This window comes from Streptomyces sp. NPDC041108 (genome assembly GCF_055592645.1).
The window spans coordinates 1,312,353-1,332,865 of record NZ_JBVIYK010000001.1 but is presented as its reverse complement, the minus strand read 5'-3'; the positions used below and the strand labels follow the sequence as shown (position 1 = coordinate 1,332,865).

Sequence of the window (20,513 nt, the reverse complement as noted above, 5' to 3'; positions counted from 1 at the left end):
CGTCAGACCTGGGCCAGCGTCCACAGCAGGTTGGTGCTGGAGTCCCACGTCCGCTGCTTGGCGGCCGATCCGGCGGAGACGTTGCCGCCGCCGTCGAGGACGAGCCCCGTGGTGCGGTTGGCGAGGGTGTAGCGGCCGTCGCCCCGGTGGGTGATCAGCCACTGCTGGTCGGTGGAGTTCTTCCACGCCGCCTGCCGGACGGGGGAACCGTCGGCGGTGGCGCCCCAGCCGTCTGCGACCATGCCGTTGGCCCGGTTCTCCAGCTTGTAGTGGCCGTCGCCGAGGGGGACGGCGTACCACTGCAGGTTCGCGGAGTCGTCCCACGCCCACTGCTTGAGCGGCGAACCGCTCGGCACAGCTCCCCCGCTGTCCAGGGAGAGGCCGTTGACGACATTGGTGATCCGGAAGCGGGCGGCGGGATCGAGCACGACCCGCAGCGAGGTGATCTTCTCCCGGACCCTTGGGCTGTCGGCGGTGAACGTCCAGGCGGTGCCGGTGAAGTCGTCGGCGGAGTAGCCGACCAGCCGGTGGGCCGGGGCGAGCTTCAGCGAGGAGAGCTTGCGCGGCTCGATGCCGGCGAGGGTGAGCTGATCCGCCGTGTGGTCGCCCAGGGAGAGCACGACGCCGTCGCCGCGGAAGCGCGAGTCCTCGAAGACCAGCGCGCCCAGATGGGGCTGGAGCACGGGGATCCCGCCCGAGAAACGGAACCTGAGGACGTACGCGGGAGCGTCGAAGGGCTTCGCCGGGAGGGTCACCTTCAGCCCGGCCGCCTTCTGGTCCGGGGCGTCGAGGCCGAGGTAGGTGCCGGGCTCGGATCCGAGGAGTTCCACCGAGGTGAGCGAGTCCAGGTCGATCCGGTCGGAGCCGAGCGTCTTCAGGGTCAGTGAGTCGCCGGGCCAGCCCATGACGGTCGCGTAGAGGACGGTGCCCTCCTTGTCGCGGGTGAACCGGATGTCCCGGGCGGTACCGGCGGTGGGCCGGGTGAAGGCGCCGCCGCCCATCTTCGTCGGCCCCTCGCCGTACACGGTCCAGGCCCGGGTGCCGTAGACCGACTCGCCGAACCGCTTCAGGTAGTCGCCCATCCCGAGCAGGATGTCCTTCTGGCCCTGCGGGATGGTGCCGTCGGCCTTCGGTGCGATGTTGAGCAGCACGGTGCCGTTCTTGCTGATGCGGTCGACGAACGAGTGCAGCATCTGCGCGAGGGAGTAGTAGCCGATGCCCTCGGTGTAGCACCAGCTGGTGTTGGAGATGCTGTCGTCGGTGAGCCAGTACGGCGCGGTGATGTCGGCGGGGCCGCCGCGCTCGTAGTCGAAGACCGAGCTGTGGGCGTCGAAGCCGTCCTTGTAGGTGGCGACGACCTCCTTGCCCCACTTGTTCGCCTCGTCGAAGTAGTACGAGAGGAAGTTCAGCCGCTGCTTCTCGTCGACGTGGTCGAGCCGCCAGTCCTGCCACAGGATGTCGGGCCGGGACCGGTCGACGACCTCCTTGAGCTTGTCGTACCAGAGCTGGTTCTCGGCCTCCGGGCTCAGCTGCCCGTACAGCTTCTGCAGACTCGGGTCCGACTGCTCGGGAGCGAACTCGAAGAATCCGGTGTAGTTGTACGCGTGGTGCATCGCGACCAGCAGCTTCAGGTCCTTCGCCCGGACGGCGTCGGTGAAGAGCTCCAGCAGGTCCAGTTTCGGGCCCTTGTCCACGGAGTTCCACTCGTTGACGCGGCTGTCCCACATCGAGTAGCCGTCGTGGTGCTCGGCGACCGGCCCGGCGAACCGTGCGCCCGCGTCGACGAACAGCTGCACCCATTCGTCCGGGTCGAAGTTCCCGCCCGCCGACTTGAGCTTCGGCGCGAACTCCGTGTGGTGGCCCGCGAGGTCGTCGGCCCCGTCGATGAAGTGGTGGTACGGCCAGTCGGCCGGGTCGCCGTAGGTCTCGATATGGTGCTTGTTCGCCTTGTGGCCCGACATGTACATGTTGCGCGGATACCACTCGCTGTCGTACGCCGGGACGCTGAACGCGCCCCAGTGGAAGTAGATGCCGAACTTGGCGTCCCGGAACCACTCGGGGGCGGCGGTGTGTCTGTTCACGGATTCCCAGGTGGGTTTGTAGTTCTTCGAGCCGGCCACGGCACTCCCGGCCGCCCACACGTCGGTGGCGGCGGTGGCCACGACGACGGCCGTGGCACCCGTCAGAAGCCTGCGCCTGCTGATCGATTGCGACATACGCACGAACGTCAGGCATGCGGACCGCAGCTGTCAACGACTGTACAGGGATGAATGTTGCGGAAGGGGAAGAGGGTTGGCTGCTTTTTCCGGACGTAACCCTACTTCAACCGATGGAAACATCACATGTATCGGCGGGCAGGTCATCGTCAGGGGTCAGTCCTGGCGAGCGGGGCGTTCGACGAGGTCCACCTCGACACGCACGCCCTCCCGCTGGGCGCGGACGCCCGCCTCGGAGATGGCGGCGACGGCGTATCCGTCCCAGATGCCGGGTCCGGTGACCTCGCCCCGGCGCGTGGCGTCGACCCATGCCTGGACCTGTCGGTCGTAGGCGTCCTCGAAGCGTTCGAGATAGCCCGGCGTGACCGTGCCGCCCCAGCGTCCGGCCGTGTTGACGACCATGTCGTGCCCGTCGCCGATGCGTGCGGTGCCGTTCTCGCAGACCGCCTCGGCCTGGACCTGGTAGCCGTAACGGGCGGTGAGGAAGATCTCGACGTCGACCACGGCACCGCCGTCGGTCTCGAACACGACGAACTGGGGGTCGCTCAGACCCTCCGGGGCATGCGCGGACGGGCGGGGCCGCAGCACGGTGACGGCCGTGATCTCCTGGCCGAGCAGCCAGCGGGTGACGTCCATCTCGTGGGCGACGGAGTCGTTGATCGCCATCGCGTCGGTGAACCCGGGCGGCGCCTCGGCGTTGCGGTGCCGGTGGTGCAGCAGCAGCGGGCGGCCCAGCTCCCCGCCGTCCAGCAGGGACTTGAGCTTGAGGTACTCCCGGTCGTAGCGGCGCATGAACCCGACCTGCACCCGGCGGTGCCCGAGCCGCCGCTCGGCCTCCAGCAGGCGCAGCGCGGAGGCGGGATCCGGGGTGAGGGGCTTCTCGCACAGGACGGGCAGGTCGTGCTCGAAGGCGGTGTGCAGGGCCGCCTCGTGGGCGGGCCCCGGGGAGGCGACGAGGACGGCGTCGACCCCCGGTGCGGCCAGCGCCTGCGCGATGTCGGCGTGGGCCACGCACCCCTCGACGCCGGCGGCGACCGCCTCGGCGCGGTCGGTGTCGAGGTCGACCACGGCGGCCACATGGGCGCCGCTGATCACCTCGGTGAGCCGGCGCACGTGGTCGGCGCCCATCCGGCCGGTGCCGACGACGGCGACGCCGAGCGAAGCCGAGCGCGCGCCGGACGAGCCCTGCCGAGAACCGGGTGAGCCCTGCGAGGACATGGCGTTCCCTTCGTTCGTGTCCGGACGGATCCCGTAAGCGGAATTCCGTTTTCCCTCGGTCCGGTCACAGGTTAGGCTCCCCCGGCACACGGGGGGCGTGTGCACATCAAGGTGGGGGCACGGGGGACATGATCGACGACGTCACCGATTCCGGTACGGCTTCCGGAACGGCTTGGGGAGCGGGTGCCGCCGGGCCCGGAGCGGGTCCGCAGCCCGGGCCCGGTGCGGGTTCCCGCAAGGAGATGAGCACCGGGGCCCAGGTGTTCTCGGCGGTGGCGGCCGTCGGGGTGGTCCTGGGCGGGCTGTGGCTGCTCGGCGACTTCCTCGGCCGGACGCCGGGGACCGTGGGACCGGCCGTCTGCTCGTCCTCGGACGACGCCTCGCGGGCCCCACGGGGCGAGGTCTCCGGTGCGCGGCTCTGCACCGCACTGAACCGTGCCGACCTGCCCGAGCTCCTCGGCACACCGGCCGAGCAGGCGGTGAGCGCGTCGGGCGGGGAGAGCGAGTCGAAGTGGGCCGACGGCACCAGGACCGTCACCCCCGAGGCGACCGTCGAACTGGACACCTACACCGTGAAGCTCTCGGCGTCCTTCGACGATCTCCCGGTGGCCGAGTCGGAGGACCACCTGGGCGCCGACGCCGAGAGCAGAACCGTCCTGGGACACCGGGCGGTCCTCTACTCGGGCCGGACGATCTCCATCTCCTTCGGACTCGGCGGCGGTGACGCCGAGTCCGGCCCCGGCGGAGTCGCCCGCCGGCTGCTGGTCGCGACGGACCCGAAGGACAGCGGCAGCACCTTCGAACTCGTCATCTGGCGCCAGGACTCCCAGCGCCCCGACGACAACGCGCTGTTCCGGGTCGCGGAGAAGGTCCTGCCGAAACTCCAGGGCTGGAAACCGACCGGCTGACCGGACCTCTCCCACGGAGGCCGAGGAGACGTACGCCGTGGCCCTCCCCCGCGCACGTCCCGGCGGACCGCCGCCGATCGCTCTCGACGGGGGCCGGCCCCGTGGGCGGGGTCACGTTCCTCAGGTCGTCCGGGCCGGACGGTCCTTGCCCGACTGGTCCCGCGCTTCGACGGGCTCGCGGGGCCCGACGACCGCCTCCCGCGGAGCCACGACCCCGGCGACGGCCTCGGCCTGGGTGCCGGTCCCGGTCGACACCCGGTCGCCGTCCTCCGCTCCCGTGTCCGCCTCCTCCACGAAGGGAAGCTCTCCCCCAGCACCCTCTTCGCACGTGCGGTGTCGAGCGCGCCCTCCCAGCGGGAGACGCCGAAGGCCGCAACGCAGTTGCCGCGGAGGTTGGTGGCGACGCGCATCGAGTCCAGATGCGGTCGACACCGAGCCGCGCCGGCGCTCACAGCGGGATCCGCTCCACCGGGATCCACAGCTCCGCGTCCGCCTGGGCCGCGTCGGGCGACAGCCGGGTCCGCAGGATCTCCGGGCCGGGACGGCTGCGGTACGGGTTGGACGGGAACCACTGCGTGAACACGTCCCGCCACAGATGCTGGAGCGCCTGCGGGAAGGGCCCCGAGTTCTCGAAGACGGCCCAGGTCCCGGCCCGGACGGTGAGTTCCTGCATGTCGTCGGGGACCGCGGCCCGGGTCACCGCCCCGTGGAAGTAGTCGAGTTCGGTCCCCTCGGCCCGGCTGCCGTCGAGATTGTCGCTGACGGAGACGACGCCCCGCGGTTCCTGGTCCGACAGGCTCTCGATCCGTCGCAGTGTCTCCTGGCCGATGCCCCGGATGAAATCGGCGATCGCCGGATTCATCCCCTCGTGCACGAGCGGGACCCGGGTCCCCCTTCCGACCACCCGGAACTCCTCCTTCTCCACCACTCGGTACCGCATGCTTGCGCTCCCTTCGACGACGAGGCGGAAGGACATCCGGGGCTGGGACCGCAGACTCGCTCCGGTCCGCCGGGCCTCCCCGGGGCCGACGCCGTGCAGGGCGCGGAACGCCCGCGCGAACGCCTCCCCGGAGCCGTAGCCGTAGCGCACCGCGATCTCCAGCAGGGTCCGCTCGCCGGCCAGCACCTCGGCGCCGGCGACGGTGAGCCGTCGGCGCCGGACGTACTCCGACAGCGGCATGCCCGCGAGCGCGGAGAACAGCCGCCGCAGGTGGTACTCCGACGTCACCGCGATCCGTGCCAGGTCGGCCACCTCGATCGGCTGATCGAGACGGTCCTCGATGTGCTCCATGGCCTGGTTGAGCCGTTCCAGCACCCCGGCCTCCTTCCTTTCACCCGCCACGTTAGGAAGGAGCAACCCTGCCGCACCCGACATCCTGTGCCCGCTCCGGTCGGGCGCGGGCCATGGCTCAGCGCCTGGCCAGGGCCAGCAGGCTCAGGCCGAACATCAGCACGCCCAGGGGGAGATGGACCGACGGGACGTGCGCGATGCCCAGCACGACCTGGACCGAGGCGAGGGCGAGGAAGCCGCAGGCGTGCAGGACCGGCCGGAGCGGGCCGCCGCCCGGCTTCCACGCCAGTACCGCCGCGAGCACGTACAGCATGGACGCCCCGTACATCACTCGGGCGCCGACGCCGTGCAGGGTCTCCCCGAAGGACGAGGTCAGCAGCAGTCCGGCGGAGACCGCCTGGAGGAAGATGGTCGAGGTCTGCAGGGCGATCGCGATCCGCAGGAACGAGGAGCCCCGCTGCCCGTTCCCCGTCGCCGTCGCCTTCGCCGTCATCCCGGTGGCCATGTCGTCGTCCCCGTTTCCGCCCGTGGGCAGTGGATCGATAAGGTCTCACCGGTTCGACGACGTGGGCCCGTGAAAGGTAAGGCGAGGAGGCGGCCGGAGGCATGGCGACTGTCGGGACCGGCACGGACGTGGTGGACGGCGAGCGACGCCGACTGGTCAATGTCGCCTACCGCTTGCTCGGTTCGGTGACCGAGGCCGAGGACGCCGTGCAGGACGCCTACGCACGCTGGTACGGCCTGGCGCGGAGCCGCCGGAAGGAGATCCGCTCCCCCGGCGCGTGGCTGACCACGGTGACCGGCCGTATCTGCCTGGACCTCCTCGGCTCGGCACGGGCCCGCCGTGAGCGCTACGTCGGCGCGTGGCTGCCCGAGCCGCTGCCCGACCGCGCCGGCCCGGACCGTGCGGGCGGCACCGGCCCCAGCGGTTCGGCGGACCCCGCCGACCCCGCCGACCTGATCGTCCTGGACGAATCGGTGGACATGGCCCTCCTCGTCGTCCTGGAGTCGATGACGCCCGCCGAGCGCGTGGCGTTCGTGCTGCACGACGTCTTCCGGTACCCCTTCGCCGAGATCGCCGACGTGCTCGGCCGGACCCCCGCGGCCTGCAAGCAACTGGCCGCCTCCGCCCGACGGCGGGTGGGGGCCGTGTCCGCTCCGGCCGTCCCCGTGACGGCGTCCGGCCGGGCCGAGGTGGTGCGCCGGGTCAAGGAGGCTTGGGAGGCCAAGGACATCGCCACCCTCGTCGCCCTCCTCGACCCGTCGGCCGTGCTGACCGCCGACGGCGGCGGCCTGGTCGGCGCCGTCCTGCGCCCGGTCGAGGGCGGCGCGCGCATCGCCCGGTACCTGGTCGCCATCGCCGACAGGGCCCCCGGGCTCGAACTCCTGGAGCGGTCCGTCAACGGTGTGCCGGGCCTGGTGGCCCGGCGGGCCGGGGTCGTGATGACGGTGGCGGCGTTCGACGTCCGCGACGGACACGTCACCCGGATCTGGGCGGTCCGCAACCCGGAGAAGCTCCGTCCGTGGACCGGAGAGGACTAGGGCCCTTCTGTCGTCGCCCGGCTGCGCCGAGCACCACCGGGAACCCCGGGCTCAGGGGCTTGCGTCCGCTACAGCGACGGTAGGTCCCCGGGCGCCGTCTCCCCGGCACCGTCCCGAACGGGTCCGCCGACGGCGAGACGGCTCGGGCACCGGCGGGCATCTCCCCCACCGGTGCCCGAGGGTGTGTCAGGCGAGGGTCACCTCGACCGGCAGCTTCTTGATGCCGTTCACGAAGTTGGAGCGGACGCGCGGCACGTCACCGACGAGACGGATGTCGGCGAGGCGCGGGATCAGCTCCTCGAACATGATGCGGATCTCGGTGCGGGCCAGCAGATTGCCCAGGCACAGGTGCGGGCTGCCCTTGCCGAAGGTGACGTGGTCGTTGTCGGCGCGGGCGACGTCGAAGTCGTACGGGTTGCCGAAGACCGCCTCGTCACGGTTGCCGGAGGCGTACCACATGACGACCTTGTCGCCCTCCTTGACCTGCTTGCCGCCGAGTTCGACGTCGCGGGTCGCGGTGCGGCGGAAGTGGTAGACGGGGGACGCCCAGCGCAGGAACTCCTCGGTCGCCGCCGGGATCAGGGAGGGGTCCTCCTGGAGGCGGGCGAGCTGCTCCGGGTGCTGCAGCAGGGCCAGCATGGAGTGCGTGATGGTGTGGCGGGTGGTCTCGTTGCCGGCCACGACCAGGAGCAGGAAGTAGTTGTCGAAGTCCTGCGCGGAGAGCGGGACGCCGTCGCGCGGGGTGGTGTTGACCAGCTTGGACACCAGGTCGGTGCCGTCGCCGCCGCGCCGCTGCCGGGCCAGTTCACGGCCGTACTCGAAGACTTCGAGGGAGGCGGGCGAGCGGAACGGCAGGTCGCGGTAGCGCTCGCTCTCCGCGCTGTGCAGGAGGACGTCGGCGTAGTCGGGGTCGGTGTTGCCGATGATGCGGTTGCCCCAGTCGATGAGGCGCTGGTTGTCCTCCGGGGGCACGTCCAGGAGCCGGGCGAGGACGTTGATGGGGAAGTCGGCGGAGACGTCGGCGACGAAGTCGAAGGTGCCCTTGGCGAGGGCCGCGTCGAGGGTGCGGGCGGTGAGGCCGCGCAGGAAGTCGGTGTAGCTGTTGATGACGTTCGCGCCGAACTGCCGCTGGATCACGCTTCGCAGGGCGCGGTGGCGGACGCCGTCCAGTTCCAGGATGGAGGCCCGGATCTTGATCTGGTCGTCGTCGACCTCCTCCAGGTTGACGAAGCGGGTGGAGGTGAAGGTCTCGGCGTCGCGGTCGACGCGGGCGATGTCGGCGTGCCGGGTCACCGACCAGAAACCGGAGTTGGGGGCCTCCTCCGGCTGCCAGTGCACCGGGTCCTGGTGGCGCAGGGTGTGGAACATGCGCCACGGGGTGACGCCGTCGGTGAAGTTGTCGAGGTCGGCGAGGTCCACGTCGGCCAGGGGCATGGGCTCCTGGACGGCCTCGCGTACGAGGGCGGGGGGAAGGTGGGCTGAAGTGGTCATGGCGGTGGTTCTCCTGGGCTTCACAGGTGGTAGGCGTACTCGGTGAACTCCCAGTCGGTGACATGCCGTTGGAAGCGTTCGACCTCATCGCGCTTGTAGGAGAGGTACGAGGTGGTGAAGGCCTTGCCGAGGATCTCGGTCAGGGCGGTGTCCGCCTCCAGCGCGTCCAGGGCGGCGGGCAGGCTGGTCGGCAGCACGGCCGAGCGGGCGGTGTCGTAGCCGTAGCCCTCCAGCGGGGCGGGGGGCTCCTCGCCGGCGCGGACGCCGAGCAGCGCGGCGGCGATCGCGCCGGCGATCAGCAGGTAGGGGTTGGCTCCGGCGTCGCCGAGCCGCAGTTCCAGACGGGCGCCGGCACCCCGCTCGGGCGGGATGCGAACCATGGCGCTGCGGTTGTCCAGCCCCCAGTCGATCAGCCAGGGCGCGAGGGTGTCCGGGCCGAACCGCTTGTAGGAGTTGATCGTGGGGTTGGCGAGGGCGGCGAGCGCCGGGGCGTGGGCGAGGACACCGGCCACGGCGTGACGGGCGGTGTCGGAGAGTCCGTACCGGCCCGCGGGGTCGTCGAAGGCGTTCCGTCCCCGGTCGTCGTCGCAGGACAGGTGGAGGTGGAAGCCGGAGCCTCCCGCGTCGTTGAAGGGCTTGGCCATGAAGGTGGCGAGGCGGCCCTCCCGCCGCGCGAGTTCCTTGACGGCGGCCTTGAAGCGGAAGGAGCGGTCGGCGGCCGAGAGGGCCTCCGAGTGCGTCAGGTTGATCTCGAACTGGCCGCCGTCGAACTCGTGGTTGCCGTTGGTGACGCCGATGCGCAGGTCGCGCAGGTGCCGCAGGGTGCGCAGCAGGTGGTTGTCGGGGTCGGCGCGCAGGCCGGCGGTGTAGACGGCGCCGGTGGTGCCCGCGTAGCGCTTGAAGCCGCTGGGCGACGCGGGGTCCTCGTCGCAGAGGAAGTATTCGAGTTCGGGACCGACCACGGGGCGCAGGCCCTGTTCGGCACAGCGGGCGAGCACCGAGCGCAGCAGGTCGCGCGGGGACTCGGGGGCGGGTGCCCCGGTGGCCGGGTCGATGGTCTCGCCGAGGCAGACGGCGACCCCGGGCTCCCAGGGCAGGGCGACCAGGGTGTCGAGGTCGGGGCGCACGTGGATGTCGGGCAGGCCCGCGTCCAGCCCTCCGGCGACGGGGACGACATCGCCCTGGGGCGAGGTGTGGTAGACAGCCCGGCAGAAGGCGAGCCCGTGCTCGCACGCCGTGGGCAGTTGCTCGAGCAGCACGTCGCGGGCCCGGTCGGTGCCGATGAGGTCGGGGTAGGTCACCCGGACCACATCGATGCCCTCTGCGGCCAGCCGCTCCTGGTAATGCCCGACGGCCGGCGTTTCAGATGCGCTCACCGTTGTCTCCTAGACGACTGGGGCCGATTGTTTGATGCCAAACGATAAGAACGTCTCGATCGGCCCGCAAGGGGTCGGACACAAAAAATTATCCACCTGGACAGGTATTGACCAGGGGGTGACGGCTTCCTATGTTGTTTGAAGCCAAACGAGATGCCTCACCGTCGGCTCCCCACCCCGCCCGACGCCCTGATCCCCAGGAGGACCGGCCATGAAGGTCGTCGTCGACATGAACAAGTGCCAGGACCACGGACAGTGCGTCTTCGCCGCCCCCGACGTCTTCCAGCTCGACGAGAACGGGCACCTGGCCTACGTCAGCGACCCCGACGACGCGCTCCTCGACGAGGTCGAGGAAGCCGCCGACGTCTGTCCCCTCCAGGCCATCCGGATCGAGGGCTGAGCACCATGACAGGACACGTGGTCGTCGCGGGTGCCTCGATGGCCGGTCTGCGCGCCGCCGAGCAGCTGCGGGCGGCGGGCTGGACCGGGCACGTCACCGTCGTCGGCGACGAGCCGCACATGCCCTACAACCGGCCCCCGCTCTCCAAGGAGGTGCTGGCCGGGAAGGCGCCCTTCGAGTCGCTGGCGTTCCGTCCCCGCGCGAGCGTGGCCGACGTGGAGTGGCGGCTCGGCACGAAGGTCGTCGCCGCACGCCTCGACGAGCGGAGCGTGGAACTCGACGACGGCTCGGCACTGTCGTACGACGCCCTGGTCGTCGCCACCGGTATGCGGCCCCGCCGCCTCGACTGCCCCGGCCCGCTCGCCGGCCGCCACACGGTCCGTACGCTGGCCGACGCGCAGGGCCTGCGCGAGGAACTGACCCGGCCCGGCGCCCGGGTGGTCGTGATCGGCGCCGGGTTCATCGGCTGCGAGGTCGCCGCCACGGCGGTGGGTCTCGGTGTCGCCGAGGTGACCGTGGTCGATCCGCTGCCGCTGCCCATGGTCGGTCCGCTCGGTGAGCTGCTCGGGCGCGCGCTGCTGCGGCGGCACGAGGAGCGCGGGGTGCGGTTCGCGCTCGGCACGGGCGTCGCCGGGTTCGAGGGCGAGGACCGGGTCACGGGTGTGGTGCTCGGCGACGGGACCGTGCTGCCCGCCGACGTGGTGGTGGAGTCGGTCGGCTCGGTCGCCAACGTCGAGTGGCTGGAGGGCAACGGCCTGGACCTGTCCGACGGCGTGCTCACCTGTGACCAGCTCCGGGTCGGCGGGCGGAGCGAGGTGGTCGCCGTCGGCGATGTCGCCCGCTTCCCCAACGCCCGCTACGACGGCGTGCCCCGCCGCGTCGAGCACTGGTCGATCCCCACGGACACCGCCAAGCACGCCGCGAAAGTCCTCACCGGCGCCGAGCTGCCCCCCTTCGCGCCGCTGCCGACGTTCTGGAGCGACCAGCACGACTTCCGGCTCCAGTCCTTCGGCGCGCCGGTCCTCGGCCGGGACGACGTACGGGTCCTGGAGGGCGACCCCGCCGGGGACGTCCTGGCCGGCTACCACCACCGCGGCCGGCTGGTCGGGGTCGTCGCGCTCGGCGGCCCCGCCACCGTGTCCGCCGCCGCCCGCCACCGCGCCGAACTGCTCAAGCAGCCCGCCCTCACCGCGTAAGGATCCCCCTGACCATGACCAGTGTCCGTGGATACTTCCACCCCAAGACGGCGAGCGGTGCCTCGTCGCTGATCCCCTCGCCGCCGTGGCGCTACTCGGGCGACCTGCTCACCGTCGAGTACCGCACGGATCCCGCGCGGGTGCGTGAACTGCTGCCGGAGCCCCTGGAACTGGCCGACGAGGACCCCGGCGCGGTCGCGCTGATCTGGGCCGACTGGCAGTCCTGCTCGGCCTCGGGCGCGGAACTGCTCGACCCGGTGCTCTCCCAGTACAAGGAGGCCTTCGCGGTCGTCCGCTGCCGCTACAAGGGCCGGACCTACTCGCGGTGCGTCTACATCTGGGTCGACAAGGACTTCGCCATCGCGCGCGGACTGCACCAGGGGTACCCGAAGAAGCTGGGGTCCATCCACCAGACGCGGCCGCATCCGCTGGGGCCCGCGCCGCGGATCGAGGCGGGCGCCCGGTTCGGGGCGACACTGGCCGCGGCCGATCGACGGCTGGCCCAGACGGTCGTCACCCTGCGGGAGCCGTCGCAGACCAACGGCTTCGTGAACGCCCACCCGATGGCCCACCACCGGTGGCTGCCGTCGATCGAGAAGGGCAAGGGGCTGGCGCTGGACGAGCTGATCGAGACCGGGGCGGCGTCCTTCGAGGGCGGACAGCCGTGGGTCGGCGAGGCCGAGCTGGAGCTGTTCGAGGCGCCGACCGAGGAACTGGCCCGGCTGTCGGTCGAGGAACCGATCGCCGCGTACTACCGGCAGGTCGGGGTCGTCTGGGACGGCGGACGGTTGCTGGAGTCCGGGTTGTCGGGCGCGCTCGCCGAGTAGGGCCGTCGCCGGCGTACGGGTCGTCCGTGACCGGTCGCGCCCGTCCGGCGGACCGCCCGCCACGACAGCCCCGCGCCCCCAGGTAAGCGGGTCCGCCACCATCCCGAGAAGGAATCCCTTTGATGTCTGACAAGATCACCGTCGCCGGAGTCTCCGTCGACACCCGGCACTGGATCGGCGGGCGGCGAGTCGCCTCCGCCGAGACCTTCACGGACGTCTCCCCCATCGACGGCCGCGTCCTCGGCGAGATCGCGCGCGGTGGAGCGGCCGAGGTCGAGGCCGCCGTCGCCGCCGCCCGCGAGGCGTTCCCCGCCTGGGCCGCCACCTCCCGCGCCGAACGCGCCCGCGTCCTGCACGCCGTCGCCGACGGGGTCGAGAAGCGGCTCGAAGAGCTGGCGATCGTCGAGACCAACGACAACGGGGCGCTGCTGCGCTCGCACCGGCGGGGCGTGATGCCGCGGGTGGCGCACAACTTCCGGTTCTTCGCCGACTGGCTGCTCACGCTGGCGCACGAGGACTTCGAGACGCGCGGGCACACCAACGAGGTGAGCTGGGACCCGGCGGGCCCTTCCGTGCTGATCACACCGTGGAACGCGCCGCTGATGCTGGCCACCTGGAAGGTCGCCCCGGCCCTCGCCGCCGGCAACACGGTGATCCTCAAGCCCGCCGAGTGGACCCCGCTGACCGCCTCGCTGCTGGCGGACATCGCCGCCGAAGCGGGTCTGCCCGCCGGGGTGCTCAACGTAGTCCAGGGGTACGGCTCGGAGATCGGTGACGCCCTCACCTCGCACCCGGACGTGCGGCGGATCAGCTTCACCGGATCGGTGCCCACGGCCAAGCGGATCGCCGCCTCGGCGGCGCCGAACCTCACCCCGCTCAGCCTCGAACTGGGCGGCAAGTCACCGCTGCTGGTGTTCGCGGACGCCGACCTGGACCTGGCCGTGGACCTCGCGGTGGAGCAGTACGACAACGCCGGGCAGGTCTGCCTCGCGGCCACCCGGTTCCTGGTCGAGGAGTCGGTCGCCGAGGAGTTCACCCGGCGGTTCGTGGAGCGGGCCTCGGCGCTGACGCAGGGCGACCCGCGCGACGAGACCACCGACATCGGGCCCAACATCCATCCCCGGCAGCTGGAGAAGATCGACGGCTTCGTGCGCCGGGCCGTGGCCGACGGGGCCCGGGTGGTCATCGGCGGGCACCCCGGGGAGGGGCAGTACTACGCGCCCACCCTGCTCACCGATGTCGCCCAGGACTCGGAGATCGTGCAGGAGGAGGTCTTCGGACCGGTCCTGACCCTGCAGACCTTCACCGACGAGGACGAGGCGGTCCGGCTCGCCAACGACACCCGCTTCGGACTGGCCGCCACCCTGGCCACCGGTGACACCGAGCGTGCCGCCCGGGTGACCGAACGGCTGGTGGCGGGCACGGTGTGGGTGAACTGCTTCTTCGTCCGCGACCTCCAGGCTCCCTTCGGCGGCTCCCGGCACTCCGGGGTCGGCCGGGAGGGCGGCACCTGGAGCTTCGACTTCTACTGCGACGTGAAGAACACCGTCACCGCGCCGAACGGATGGAACAACCATGGGTGAGATCGTCGGGGCGGGGCTCCTCGCCCACGTCCCCACCATCGTCCTGCCGGAGGCCGACCGGCTGGAGCTGAACGAGGGCAGGGAGATCACCCTCGTCACCGGTCTGCGGCAGCTGCGCGAGGACGTCTTCTCCCGCGACGACTACGACACCGTCGTGGTCCTCGACTCGCACTGGGCGACGACGGTGGAGTTCGTGGTCACCGCGCAGCAGCGCCGGGCCGGTCTCTTCACCTCCGAGGAGCTGCCGCGCGGGATGTGCCGGATGCCGTACGACTTCCCCGGCGACCCCGAACTGGCCCGGAACATCGAGCGGTTCGCGGACCAGCACGGCACCTGGATCACCGCGATCGAGGACGAGTACCTGCCGATCTACTACGCCACGATCAACCTCTGGAAGTTCCTCGGCGAGGGGCTGCCCGACAAACGCTGGGTGACGATCGGCGTCTGCCAGACCGGCGACATGGAGGACCATCTGCGGCTGGGCCGGGCGCTCGCCGACGGCATCGCCGCCACCCCCGGCCGGCGGGTCCTGCTCATCGCCTCCGGCGCCCTCTCCCACACCTTCTGGCCGCTGCGCGAGCTGCGCGACCACGAGTCCAGCGATCCGGTGCACATCCGTACGCCCGAGGCCCGTGCGGCGGACCTCGAACGGATCGCCTGGTTCAAGGAGGGCCGGCACGACAAGGTCCTCGACACCATGGACGAGTTCTGGAAGTACAAGCCCGAGGCCAGGTTCTTCCACTACCTGATGATGGCGGGCGCGCTCGGCGAACAGGACTGTGTCGCCACGGCCCGGCAGTACGGGGAGTACGAGAACTCCATCGGCACCGGACAGGTGCATCTGTGGTTCGACCGCCCCGCCGCCGGCTGGACCGGCACCCCTCACCGACTCCCCTAGGAAGGCCAGCCATGCCCGAGTACCGCCGCATCCTCCTCGACGGGGCCGCCGTCGAGGTCACCGTCGACGGCGACGAACTGATCGCCGGGGACGGCCGCCGCGTCAAGATCGAGGAGGCGCACCACCTCCCGCCGGTCGTGCCGTCGAAGGTGATCGCCGTCCACCTCAACCACCGCAGCCGGGTCGACGAGTTCCGGATCGATCTGCCGGAGACGCCCACCTACTTCCACAAGCCGACCTCCTCCCTCAACAGCCACCGGGGCGCCGTCGTCCGCCCCGAGGGCTGCAAGTGGCTCAACTACGAGGGCGAGGTCGCCATCGTCATCGGCAGGACCGCGCGGAACATCGCGCCCGAGGACGCGGGCGCGTACATCGCCGGGTACACGATCGCCAACGACTACGGTCTGCACGACTTCCGTGACACCGACGCCGGTTCGATGCTGCGGGTGAAGGGGGCCGACACCCTGTGCCCGCTCGGCCCCGGGCTCGTCACCGACTGGGACTTCCACGGCAAGCGGCTGCGGACGTACGTCAACGGCGAGGTCGTCCAGGACGGTACGACGGACGAGATGAAGTGGGACATGCACTACCTCGTCGCCGACATCGCCCGCACCATCACGCTGTACCCGGGGGACGTCCTGCTCTCCGGCACCCCGGCCAACTCCCGGCCCGTGCAGCCCGGCGACGTCGTCGAGGTGGAGGTGGAGGGCCTCGGCCGGCTCACCAACCACATCGTCACCGGCCCCACCCCCGTCCGCTCCGACGTCGGCGCACAGCCCACGGAGTCCGAGGAAGTGCTGTCCACGGCGCTCGGCGGCGACTGGGAGTTCCGTGGCATCCGCCCGCCCCGGCGGTGATCCCGGCGCACCGACGGGCCGGCGACGGGCGGAAGGCAGGCGGGTAGGGTCACGCGCATGACCGACTCCGCCGACGTCCCCGCGAGCCGACGGCCACGCAAGCGCCTCCACTACGGCGAGGGGCGGGAAGCCCTGCTGAACGCCGCCGTGCACGTGGTGGCGCGGGGCGGGCTGCGCCGGCTCACCTACCGGGCCGTCGCGGAGGAGGCGGGGGTCACCCACGGGCTGGTCGTGCACCACTTCGGCTCGCGCGACGCCCTGATCGAGGAGGCCCTCGCCCACACCATCCGCTCCTCGCTCGACACCAGCTCCCTGGAACCGGGCACCGGCGCGGTCGCCGACTTCTCCATCGGGCTGTCGGAGATGGTCACGGCCGACCCGGACACCCAGGCGTTCCAGTACGAGCTGCTGCTGGAGTCCCGGCGCCGGCCGGAGCTGCTGCCCCAGATCCGCGAGCTGTACGACGAGTACTTCGACGCGGCCCGGCGCGAGCTGGGCCGGATACTGCCGGCCGGCGCGGACAAGGCGCTGGCCCGGCTGGTCTTCGCCGCGCTGGACGGTCTCGTCCTGCACCAGCTCGTCTTCGACGAGCCGGACGTCACGGAGGCGGCCGTGGAGGAGCTGCGCGCCCTGCTGCGGCTGCTCCACGCCGACGGCGGCGGGTCCGGCGGGCGCGACACGGACGAGGCCGGCGAAGCCGGCGCATAGCCGCCGACCTGAGCGGTCATGGCCCCGGACGTGCCGCATCCGGGGCCTTCCGGCATGCCCGCGCGGGCATGCCGGAAGGCCCCGGGAAGCCCGCCGAAAATCTTCACGAGACCCCTTGCCAATCGGATAGTTCGGGCTCACGATGAGGCAACTCGTTTGGGTCTAAACGAATCCCATCCCTCCCCGTCCCCGACAGGTGATCCGAGTGGACAGTCAGACGGCGGTCGCCCCGCACAGCTCGCAAGATCCATCCACGGCAGGCAGGCTCAAGCCCGATTCCCTCGGCGTCCTGGGCATCCTCTTCTTCGTCCTTTCCGCCCAGGCCCCGCTGACCGGTATCGCCGGAGCCGTGCCCATCGCCGTCGTCATCGGCAACGGGGCCGGTGTCCCCGCCGCGTACATCGCGGCCGGCGTGGTGATCCTGCTGTTCTCCATCGGCTTCGTCACGATGGGCCGCCACGTCGTGGACGCGGGCGCCTTCTACACGTACATCGGCAAGGGCCTGGGCCGCTCGACCGGCTCCGGCAGCGCCGGCGTCGCGCTCTTCGCGTACTGCGCCATCCAGGCCGCGATGTACGGCCTCTACGGCGCGACCGTGAGCGGCCTCGTCGAGCACTACGCCGACGTGACGGTCGCCTGGTGGGTGTGGGCGCTGGTCACCATGGTGGTGGTCCAGGTCCTCGGCGCCGCCGGGATCGAGATGGGCGCCAAGCTGCTGGCGGTGTTCGTCCTCGCGGAGTTCAGCATCCTGATCGCCTTCGCCTTCGTGACCTTCTTCAAGGGCGGCGGCCCCGAGGGGCTCGGCCTCGCCGACAGCTTCTCGCCGGACGCGGCGCTCCAGGGCGCTCCCGGAGTGGCGCTGATGTTCGCCGTGGCGTCGATGTTCGGCTTCGAGGCGACCGCCATCTACGGCGAGGAGGCCAAGGAGCCGAGGAAGACGGTGCCGCGCGCCACCTATCTGTCGGTCGCGGTGGTCACCGGCTTCTTCGCCTTCACCTCCTGGATGCTGGTCTCCGCGCACGGCGCCTCCCGGGCGACGGCCGAGGCCGGCAAGGCCCTGGAGAGCGGCGACGCGGCGGGCTGGGTCTTCGCCCCCATCGCGGCGGAGTTCGGCGCCTGGACCGGCGACGTGCTGCCCGTCCTGCTGGCCACCTCGCTGTTCGCCGGCATCCTGGCGTTCCACAACAGCGCCAACCGCTATCTGTTCTCCCTGGGCCGCGAAGGACTGCTGCCGCGCGGTCTCACCTCGCTCAACGGGCGTCACTCCCCCTGGGCGGCCGGCATCGTCCAGACCGTGATCGCCGTGGCCCTGGTCATACCGTTCGCACTGCTGGGCAAGGATCCCGTGCTGACGCTGTTCTCCTGGTTCAGCGGGGTGGCCGTGCTCGCGATGATGCTCCTGTACTTCCTCACGTCCGTGTCCGTGGTCGTCTTCTTCCGCCGCTCCCGTGCCGACACCCGGCCCTGGAACACGCTGATCGCCCCGGTGCTGGGCGCGCTCGGCATCGCCTGGGCGATCTGGCTGATCATCGAGAACTTCACCACGCTCATCGGCGGCGACCGGACCACCGCCGTGTGGCTGCAGCTGACCGTGCCCGCTGTCCTGGTGCTCGGTCTCGTCGCGGCGACGGTGACCCGGAACCGGCAGCCGGCCACGGACTGATCCCCGCCCGCCACGGGCCGGTCCCGCCCGCCGCCACCGGCCCGGGGCCCGCCGTCACCGGTTCCGGCCCCGCACACCGAACACCCCGCACACCGAACAAGGAATGAGGAGAGCCCGATGGCCGCCGCCCTCGCCCACGACGACCTGCTCCGTCGCGCCAAGGAGCTGGACCTCCCCAGCCGGCACCACATCGACGGGGCGGACGAACCGGGCGGGGGCGCCTCCTTCTCCGTCGTGTCGCCCCGGGACGGCAGGACCCTCGTCGAGGTGGCCGACGCGCACGGCGCCGAGGTCGACCTGGCCGTGGCCGCCGCCCGCCGCGCCTTCGACTCCGGCCCCTGGCCCCGCATGGCCCCCGCCGACCGCGGCAGGATCCTGCTGCGCGTCGCCGACCTCCTGGAGGAACGGCGGGAGGAGCTGGCCCTGACCATCACCCTGGAGATGGGCAAGCCGTTCAAGGAAGCGCACGACATCGAACTGCGCGCCGCGATCACCACCTTCCGCTGGTACGGGCAGCTGGCCGACAAACTCACCGACGAGTCGCCCCACACCTCCCCCGACGCCCTGGCCCTGGTCACCCGCGAACCCGCGGGTGTCGTGGGCGCGGTGGTGCCGTGGAACTTCCCCCTGACCCTGGCCGGCTGGAAGGTCGCCCCGGCACTGGCGGCCGGCTGCACGGTCGTCCTGAAGCCCTCGGAGAACTCCCCGCTGTCCGCCCTGCTGCTGGGCCGGATCGCCACCGAGGCCGGACTGCCGCCGGGCGTCCTCAACGTCGTCACCGGCGACGGGCCGACCGCCGGGCGGGCCATCGGGCTCCACCCCGACGTGGACGTCCTGGCCTTCACCGGCTCGACCGCGGTCGGCCGGCACTTCCTGCACTACGCCGCCGACTCCAACCTCAAGCGGGTCTGGCTGGAACTGGGCGGCAAGTCGCCGAACATCATCCTTCCCGACGCCCCCGACCTGGAGAAGGCGGCCGCCACCGCCGCCTGGGGCATCTTCTTCAACCAGGGCGAGATGTGCACCGCCCCCTCCCGGCTGCTGGTGCACTCCTCGGTCGCCGAACGCGTCACCGAGGCCGTCGTCGCCCGCGCCCGGGAGCTGCGCGTCGGCGACCCGCTCGACCCGGACACCGAGATGGGCGCCCTGGTCCGCGAGGCCCACCTCGAACGGGTCCTCGGCCATGTCGCCACGGGCGTCGACGACGGCGCGCGGCTGCGGGCCGGCGGCGAACGCGCACTGACCGAAACCGGCGGCAGCTATCTGCGGCCCACCGTCTTCGACCGGGTCGACCCCGGTATGCGGCTGGCCCGTGAGGAGATCTTCGGCCCCGTCCTGTCCGTCCTCACCTTCGACGACCTCGACGAGGCCGTGACGCTCGCCAACGACACCGAGTACGGCCTCGCCGCCGGCCTGTGGACCTCCGACCTGTCCACCGCCCACCGGGTCTCCCGCGCGCTCCGGGCCGGCACGGTCTGGGTGAACTGCTACGAGGAGGGCGACCTGACCGTCCCCTTCGGCGGCATGAAGCAGTCGGGCAACGGCCGCGACAAGTCCGCCCACGCCATCGAGAAGTACACCGAACTGAAGACCACCTGGATCCAGCTGTGACCCGGCCCCTGATAGCGGTCCCCGCCCGTTTCGCCGCCACGACCTCCGCGCTGCGGTACGCCGCCGAGGTCAACGCCCGCGCCCTGATCGAGGCCGTCTGGCGGGCGGGCGGCGAACCCGCGAGCATCCACCCGGCCGACAGCGACGCGGCCGCCCGCCTGGCCCGCTTCGACGGCGTCCTCCTCCCGGGCGGCGGCGACCTCGCCCCGCACCGCTACGGCGCGAGGGACACCCACGCCAGCGTGTACGACGTCGACGACGTCCAGGACACCTTCGACCTCGACGTCGCCCGCGCCGCCCTGGAGTCGGGCATCCCGCTGCTGGCGGTCTGCCGGGGCCTCCAGGTCGTCAACGTCGCCCTCGGCGGCACCCTGGAACAGGACATGGGCGGCCCGGAGCGCGAACACCGCCACCTCGTGCACCCGGTGGCGCTCCGGCGCGGCACGCTGCTGGAGCGGGTCACGGGCGCGCAGAAGGTGGAGGCGTCCTGCTACCACCACCAGCGGGTGGACCGGCTGGGCGAGGGGCTGGAGGTCACCGCCCGCGCCGCCGACGGCACCGCGGAAGGACTCGAACTCCCGGGTGCCACCGGTTGGTTCACCGCCGTCCAGTGGCACCCCGAGGACACCGCCGAGGAGGATCCCGCACAGCAGGCCCTCTTCGACGCCCTCGTCCGGGCCGCCGGCGAAGGACGCTGAATCGGGCCGTCCACGACGGCCCGAGCCGCG

At 71.6% G+C, this 20,513-nt stretch carries 19 protein-coding genes; 12 read left to right on the top strand and 7 right to left on the bottom strand.

The genetic code is table 11. From position 1 onward, the window contains the following. Positions 1-2: 2 nt before the first annotated feature. Together ACZ6BB_RS05670 and ACZ6BB_RS05665 are read right to left on the bottom strand one after the other, a co-directional pair. The gene (locus ACZ6BB_RS05670; protein WP_471614026.1) at positions 3-2,216 is read right to left on the bottom strand and encodes an alpha-L-fucosidase; all 2,214 of its coding nucleotides are present in this window, start codon (positions 2,214-2,216) and stop codon (positions 3-5) included. A 156-nt stretch (positions 2,217-2,372) separates the two neighbouring features. Further along, positions 2,373-3,434: a Gfo/Idh/MocA family protein gene (locus tag ACZ6BB_RS05665; RefSeq protein ID WP_471614025.1), complete on the bottom strand. Its 1,062-nt coding sequence runs from the start codon at positions 3,432-3,434 to the stop codon at positions 2,373-2,375. Between the two features lie 242 nt (positions 3,435-3,676). Here ACZ6BB_RS05665 and ACZ6BB_RS05660 point away from each other — a divergent pair, with 242 nt between their 5' ends. Then, positions 3,677-4,342, top strand: coding sequence for a DUF6215 domain-containing protein (locus ACZ6BB_RS05660; RefSeq protein WP_471614024.1), 666 nt, complete (start codon positions 3,677-3,679; stop codon positions 4,340-4,342). A gap of 120 nt (positions 4,343-4,462) precedes the next feature. Here the strand turns inward: ACZ6BB_RS05660 and ACZ6BB_RS05655 are convergent, their stop codons facing one another. From ACZ6BB_RS05655 to ACZ6BB_RS05645, 3 genes are all read right to left on the bottom strand, one after another. Continuing rightward, on the bottom strand, positions 4,463-4,636 hold the full coding sequence (locus ACZ6BB_RS05655) for a hypothetical protein (protein WP_471614023.1): 174 nt from the start codon (positions 4,634-4,636) through the stop codon (positions 4,463-4,465). Between the two features lie 154 nt (positions 4,637-4,790). After that, positions 4,791-5,657, bottom strand: coding sequence for an AraC family transcriptional regulator (locus tag ACZ6BB_RS05650; protein WP_471614022.1), 867 nt, complete (start codon positions 5,655-5,657; stop codon positions 4,791-4,793). Between the two features lie 94 nt (positions 5,658-5,751). After that, the gene (locus ACZ6BB_RS05645; protein ID WP_471614126.1) at positions 5,752-6,126 is read right to left on the bottom strand and encodes a hypothetical protein; all 375 of its coding nucleotides are present in this window, start codon (positions 6,124-6,126) and stop codon (positions 5,752-5,754) included. Between the two features lie 113 nt (positions 6,127-6,239). Here ACZ6BB_RS05645 and sigJ point away from each other — a divergent pair, with 113 nt between their 5' ends. Continuing rightward, entirely contained in the window at positions 6,240-7,175 is a 936-nt protein-coding gene (gene sigJ, locus ACZ6BB_RS05640) for an RNA polymerase sigma factor SigJ (protein WP_471614021.1), read from the top strand. A 186-nt stretch (positions 7,176-7,361) separates the two neighbouring features. On the opposite strand, the gene ACZ6BB_RS05635 is transcribed toward sigJ, so the two are convergent. Together ACZ6BB_RS05635 and ACZ6BB_RS05630 are read right to left on the bottom strand one after the other, a co-directional pair. Continuing rightward, on the bottom strand, positions 7,362-8,666 hold the full coding sequence (locus ACZ6BB_RS05635) for a cytochrome P450 (protein ID WP_471614020.1): 1,305 nt from the start codon (positions 8,664-8,666) through the stop codon (positions 7,362-7,364). A gap of 20 nt (positions 8,667-8,686) precedes the next feature. Continuing rightward, positions 8,687-10,042, bottom strand: coding sequence for a glutamine synthetase family protein (locus ACZ6BB_RS05630; protein ID WP_471614019.1), 1,356 nt, complete (start codon positions 10,040-10,042; stop codon positions 8,687-8,689). Positions 10,043-10,253: 211 nt separating this feature from the next. On the opposite strand from ACZ6BB_RS05630, the gene ACZ6BB_RS05625 reads away from it, so the two are divergent. The 10 genes from ACZ6BB_RS05625 to ACZ6BB_RS05580 all read left to right on the top strand — a co-directional run bounded on the left by ACZ6BB_RS05625 (position 10,254) and on the right by ACZ6BB_RS05580 (position 20,483). Further along, complete coding sequence (locus tag ACZ6BB_RS05625; protein WP_012998879.1) at positions 10,254-10,442, top strand: ferredoxin; 189 nt, start codon at positions 10,254-10,256, stop codon at positions 10,440-10,442. Between the two features lie 5 nt (positions 10,443-10,447). Next, the gene (locus ACZ6BB_RS05620; RefSeq protein WP_471614018.1) at positions 10,448-11,638 is read left to right on the top strand and encodes an NAD(P)/FAD-dependent oxidoreductase; all 1,191 of its coding nucleotides are present in this window, start codon (positions 10,448-10,450) and stop codon (positions 11,636-11,638) included. Between the two features lie 14 nt (positions 11,639-11,652). Then, entirely contained in the window at positions 11,653-12,465 is an 813-nt protein-coding gene (locus tag ACZ6BB_RS05615) for an acetoacetate decarboxylase family protein (protein ID WP_471614017.1), read from the top strand. Between the two features lie 122 nt (positions 12,466-12,587). Beyond that, on the top strand, positions 12,588-14,048 hold the full coding sequence (locus ACZ6BB_RS05610) for an aldehyde dehydrogenase (protein ID WP_471614016.1): 1,461 nt from the start codon (positions 12,588-12,590) through the stop codon (positions 14,046-14,048). Then, on the top strand, positions 14,041-14,946 hold the full coding sequence (locus tag ACZ6BB_RS05605; RefSeq protein WP_471614015.1) for a 3,4-dihydroxyphenylacetate 2,3-dioxygenase: 906 nt from the start codon (positions 14,041-14,043) through the stop codon (positions 14,944-14,946). Before ACZ6BB_RS05610 ends, ACZ6BB_RS05605 begins: the two co-directional genes overlap by 8 nt. Positions 14,947-14,957: 11 nt before the next feature. Further along, the gene (locus ACZ6BB_RS05600) at positions 14,958-15,803 is read left to right on the top strand and encodes a fumarylacetoacetate hydrolase family protein (protein ID WP_471614014.1); all 846 of its coding nucleotides are present in this window, start codon (positions 14,958-14,960) and stop codon (positions 15,801-15,803) included. 57 nt (positions 15,804-15,860) lie between these two features. Continuing rightward, positions 15,861-16,511, top strand: coding sequence for a TetR/AcrR family transcriptional regulator (locus ACZ6BB_RS05595; protein WP_471614013.1), 651 nt, complete (start codon positions 15,861-15,863; stop codon positions 16,509-16,511). 205 nt (positions 16,512-16,716) lie between these two features. Continuing rightward, positions 16,717-18,174, top strand: coding sequence for an APC family permease (locus tag ACZ6BB_RS05590; RefSeq protein ID WP_471614012.1), 1,458 nt, complete (start codon positions 16,717-16,719; stop codon positions 18,172-18,174). A 117-nt stretch (positions 18,175-18,291) separates the two neighbouring features. Then, positions 18,292-19,785: an aldehyde dehydrogenase gene (locus ACZ6BB_RS05585; protein WP_471614011.1), complete on the top strand. Its 1,494-nt coding sequence runs from the start codon at positions 18,292-18,294 to the stop codon at positions 19,783-19,785. Further along, a complete protein-coding gene (locus ACZ6BB_RS05580; RefSeq protein WP_471614010.1) occupies positions 19,782-20,483 on the top strand; it encodes a gamma-glutamyl-gamma-aminobutyrate hydrolase family protein in 702 nt (233 codons plus the stop codon). Before ACZ6BB_RS05585 ends, ACZ6BB_RS05580 begins: the two co-directional genes overlap by 4 nt. The last annotated feature ends 30 nt before the right edge of the window (positions 20,484-20,513 follow it).

Excerpts from the sequence above, each read along its gene's own strand:
- ACZ6BB_RS05670 (WP_471614026.1), bottom strand. The coding sequence starts at position 2,216 with ATGTCGCAATCGATCAGCAGGCGCAGGCTTCTGACGGGTGCCACGGCC.
- ACZ6BB_RS05665 (WP_471614025.1), bottom strand. The coding sequence starts at position 3,434 with ATGTCCTCGCAGGGCTCACCCGGTTCTCGGCAGGGCTCGTCCGGCGCG.
- ACZ6BB_RS05660 (WP_471614024.1), top strand. The coding sequence starts at position 3,677 with ATGAGCACCGGGGCCCAGGTGTTCTCGGCGGTGGCGGCCGTCGGGGTG.
- ACZ6BB_RS05645 (WP_471614126.1), bottom strand. The coding sequence starts at position 6,126 with ATGACGGCGAAGGCGACGGCGACGGGGAACGGGCAGCGGGGCTCCTCG.
- sigJ (WP_471614021.1), top strand. The coding sequence starts at position 6,240 with ATGGCGACTGTCGGGACCGGCACGGACGTGGTGGACGGCGAGCGACGC.
- ACZ6BB_RS05635 (WP_471614020.1), bottom strand. The coding sequence starts at position 8,666 with ATGACCACTTCAGCCCACCTTCCCCCCGCCCTCGTACGCGAGGCCGTC.
- ACZ6BB_RS05625 (WP_012998879.1), top strand. The coding sequence starts at position 10,254 with ATGAAGGTCGTCGTCGACATGAACAAGTGCCAGGACCACGGACAGTGC.
- ACZ6BB_RS05620 (WP_471614018.1), top strand. The coding sequence starts at position 10,448 with ATGACAGGACACGTGGTCGTCGCGGGTGCCTCGATGGCCGGTCTGCGC.
- ACZ6BB_RS05615 (WP_471614017.1), top strand. The coding sequence starts at position 11,653 with ATGACCAGTGTCCGTGGATACTTCCACCCCAAGACGGCGAGCGGTGCC.
- ACZ6BB_RS05610 (WP_471614016.1), top strand. The coding sequence starts at position 12,588 with ATGTCTGACAAGATCACCGTCGCCGGAGTCTCCGTCGACACCCGGCAC.
- ACZ6BB_RS05605 (WP_471614015.1), top strand. The coding sequence starts at position 14,041 with ATGGGTGAGATCGTCGGGGCGGGGCTCCTCGCCCACGTCCCCACCATC.
- ACZ6BB_RS05600 (WP_471614014.1), top strand. The coding sequence starts at position 14,958 with ATGCCCGAGTACCGCCGCATCCTCCTCGACGGGGCCGCCGTCGAGGTC.
- ACZ6BB_RS05595 (WP_471614013.1), top strand. The coding sequence starts at position 15,861 with ATGACCGACTCCGCCGACGTCCCCGCGAGCCGACGGCCACGCAAGCGC.
- ACZ6BB_RS05585 (WP_471614011.1), top strand. The coding sequence starts at position 18,292 with ATGGCCGCCGCCCTCGCCCACGACGACCTGCTCCGTCGCGCCAAGGAG.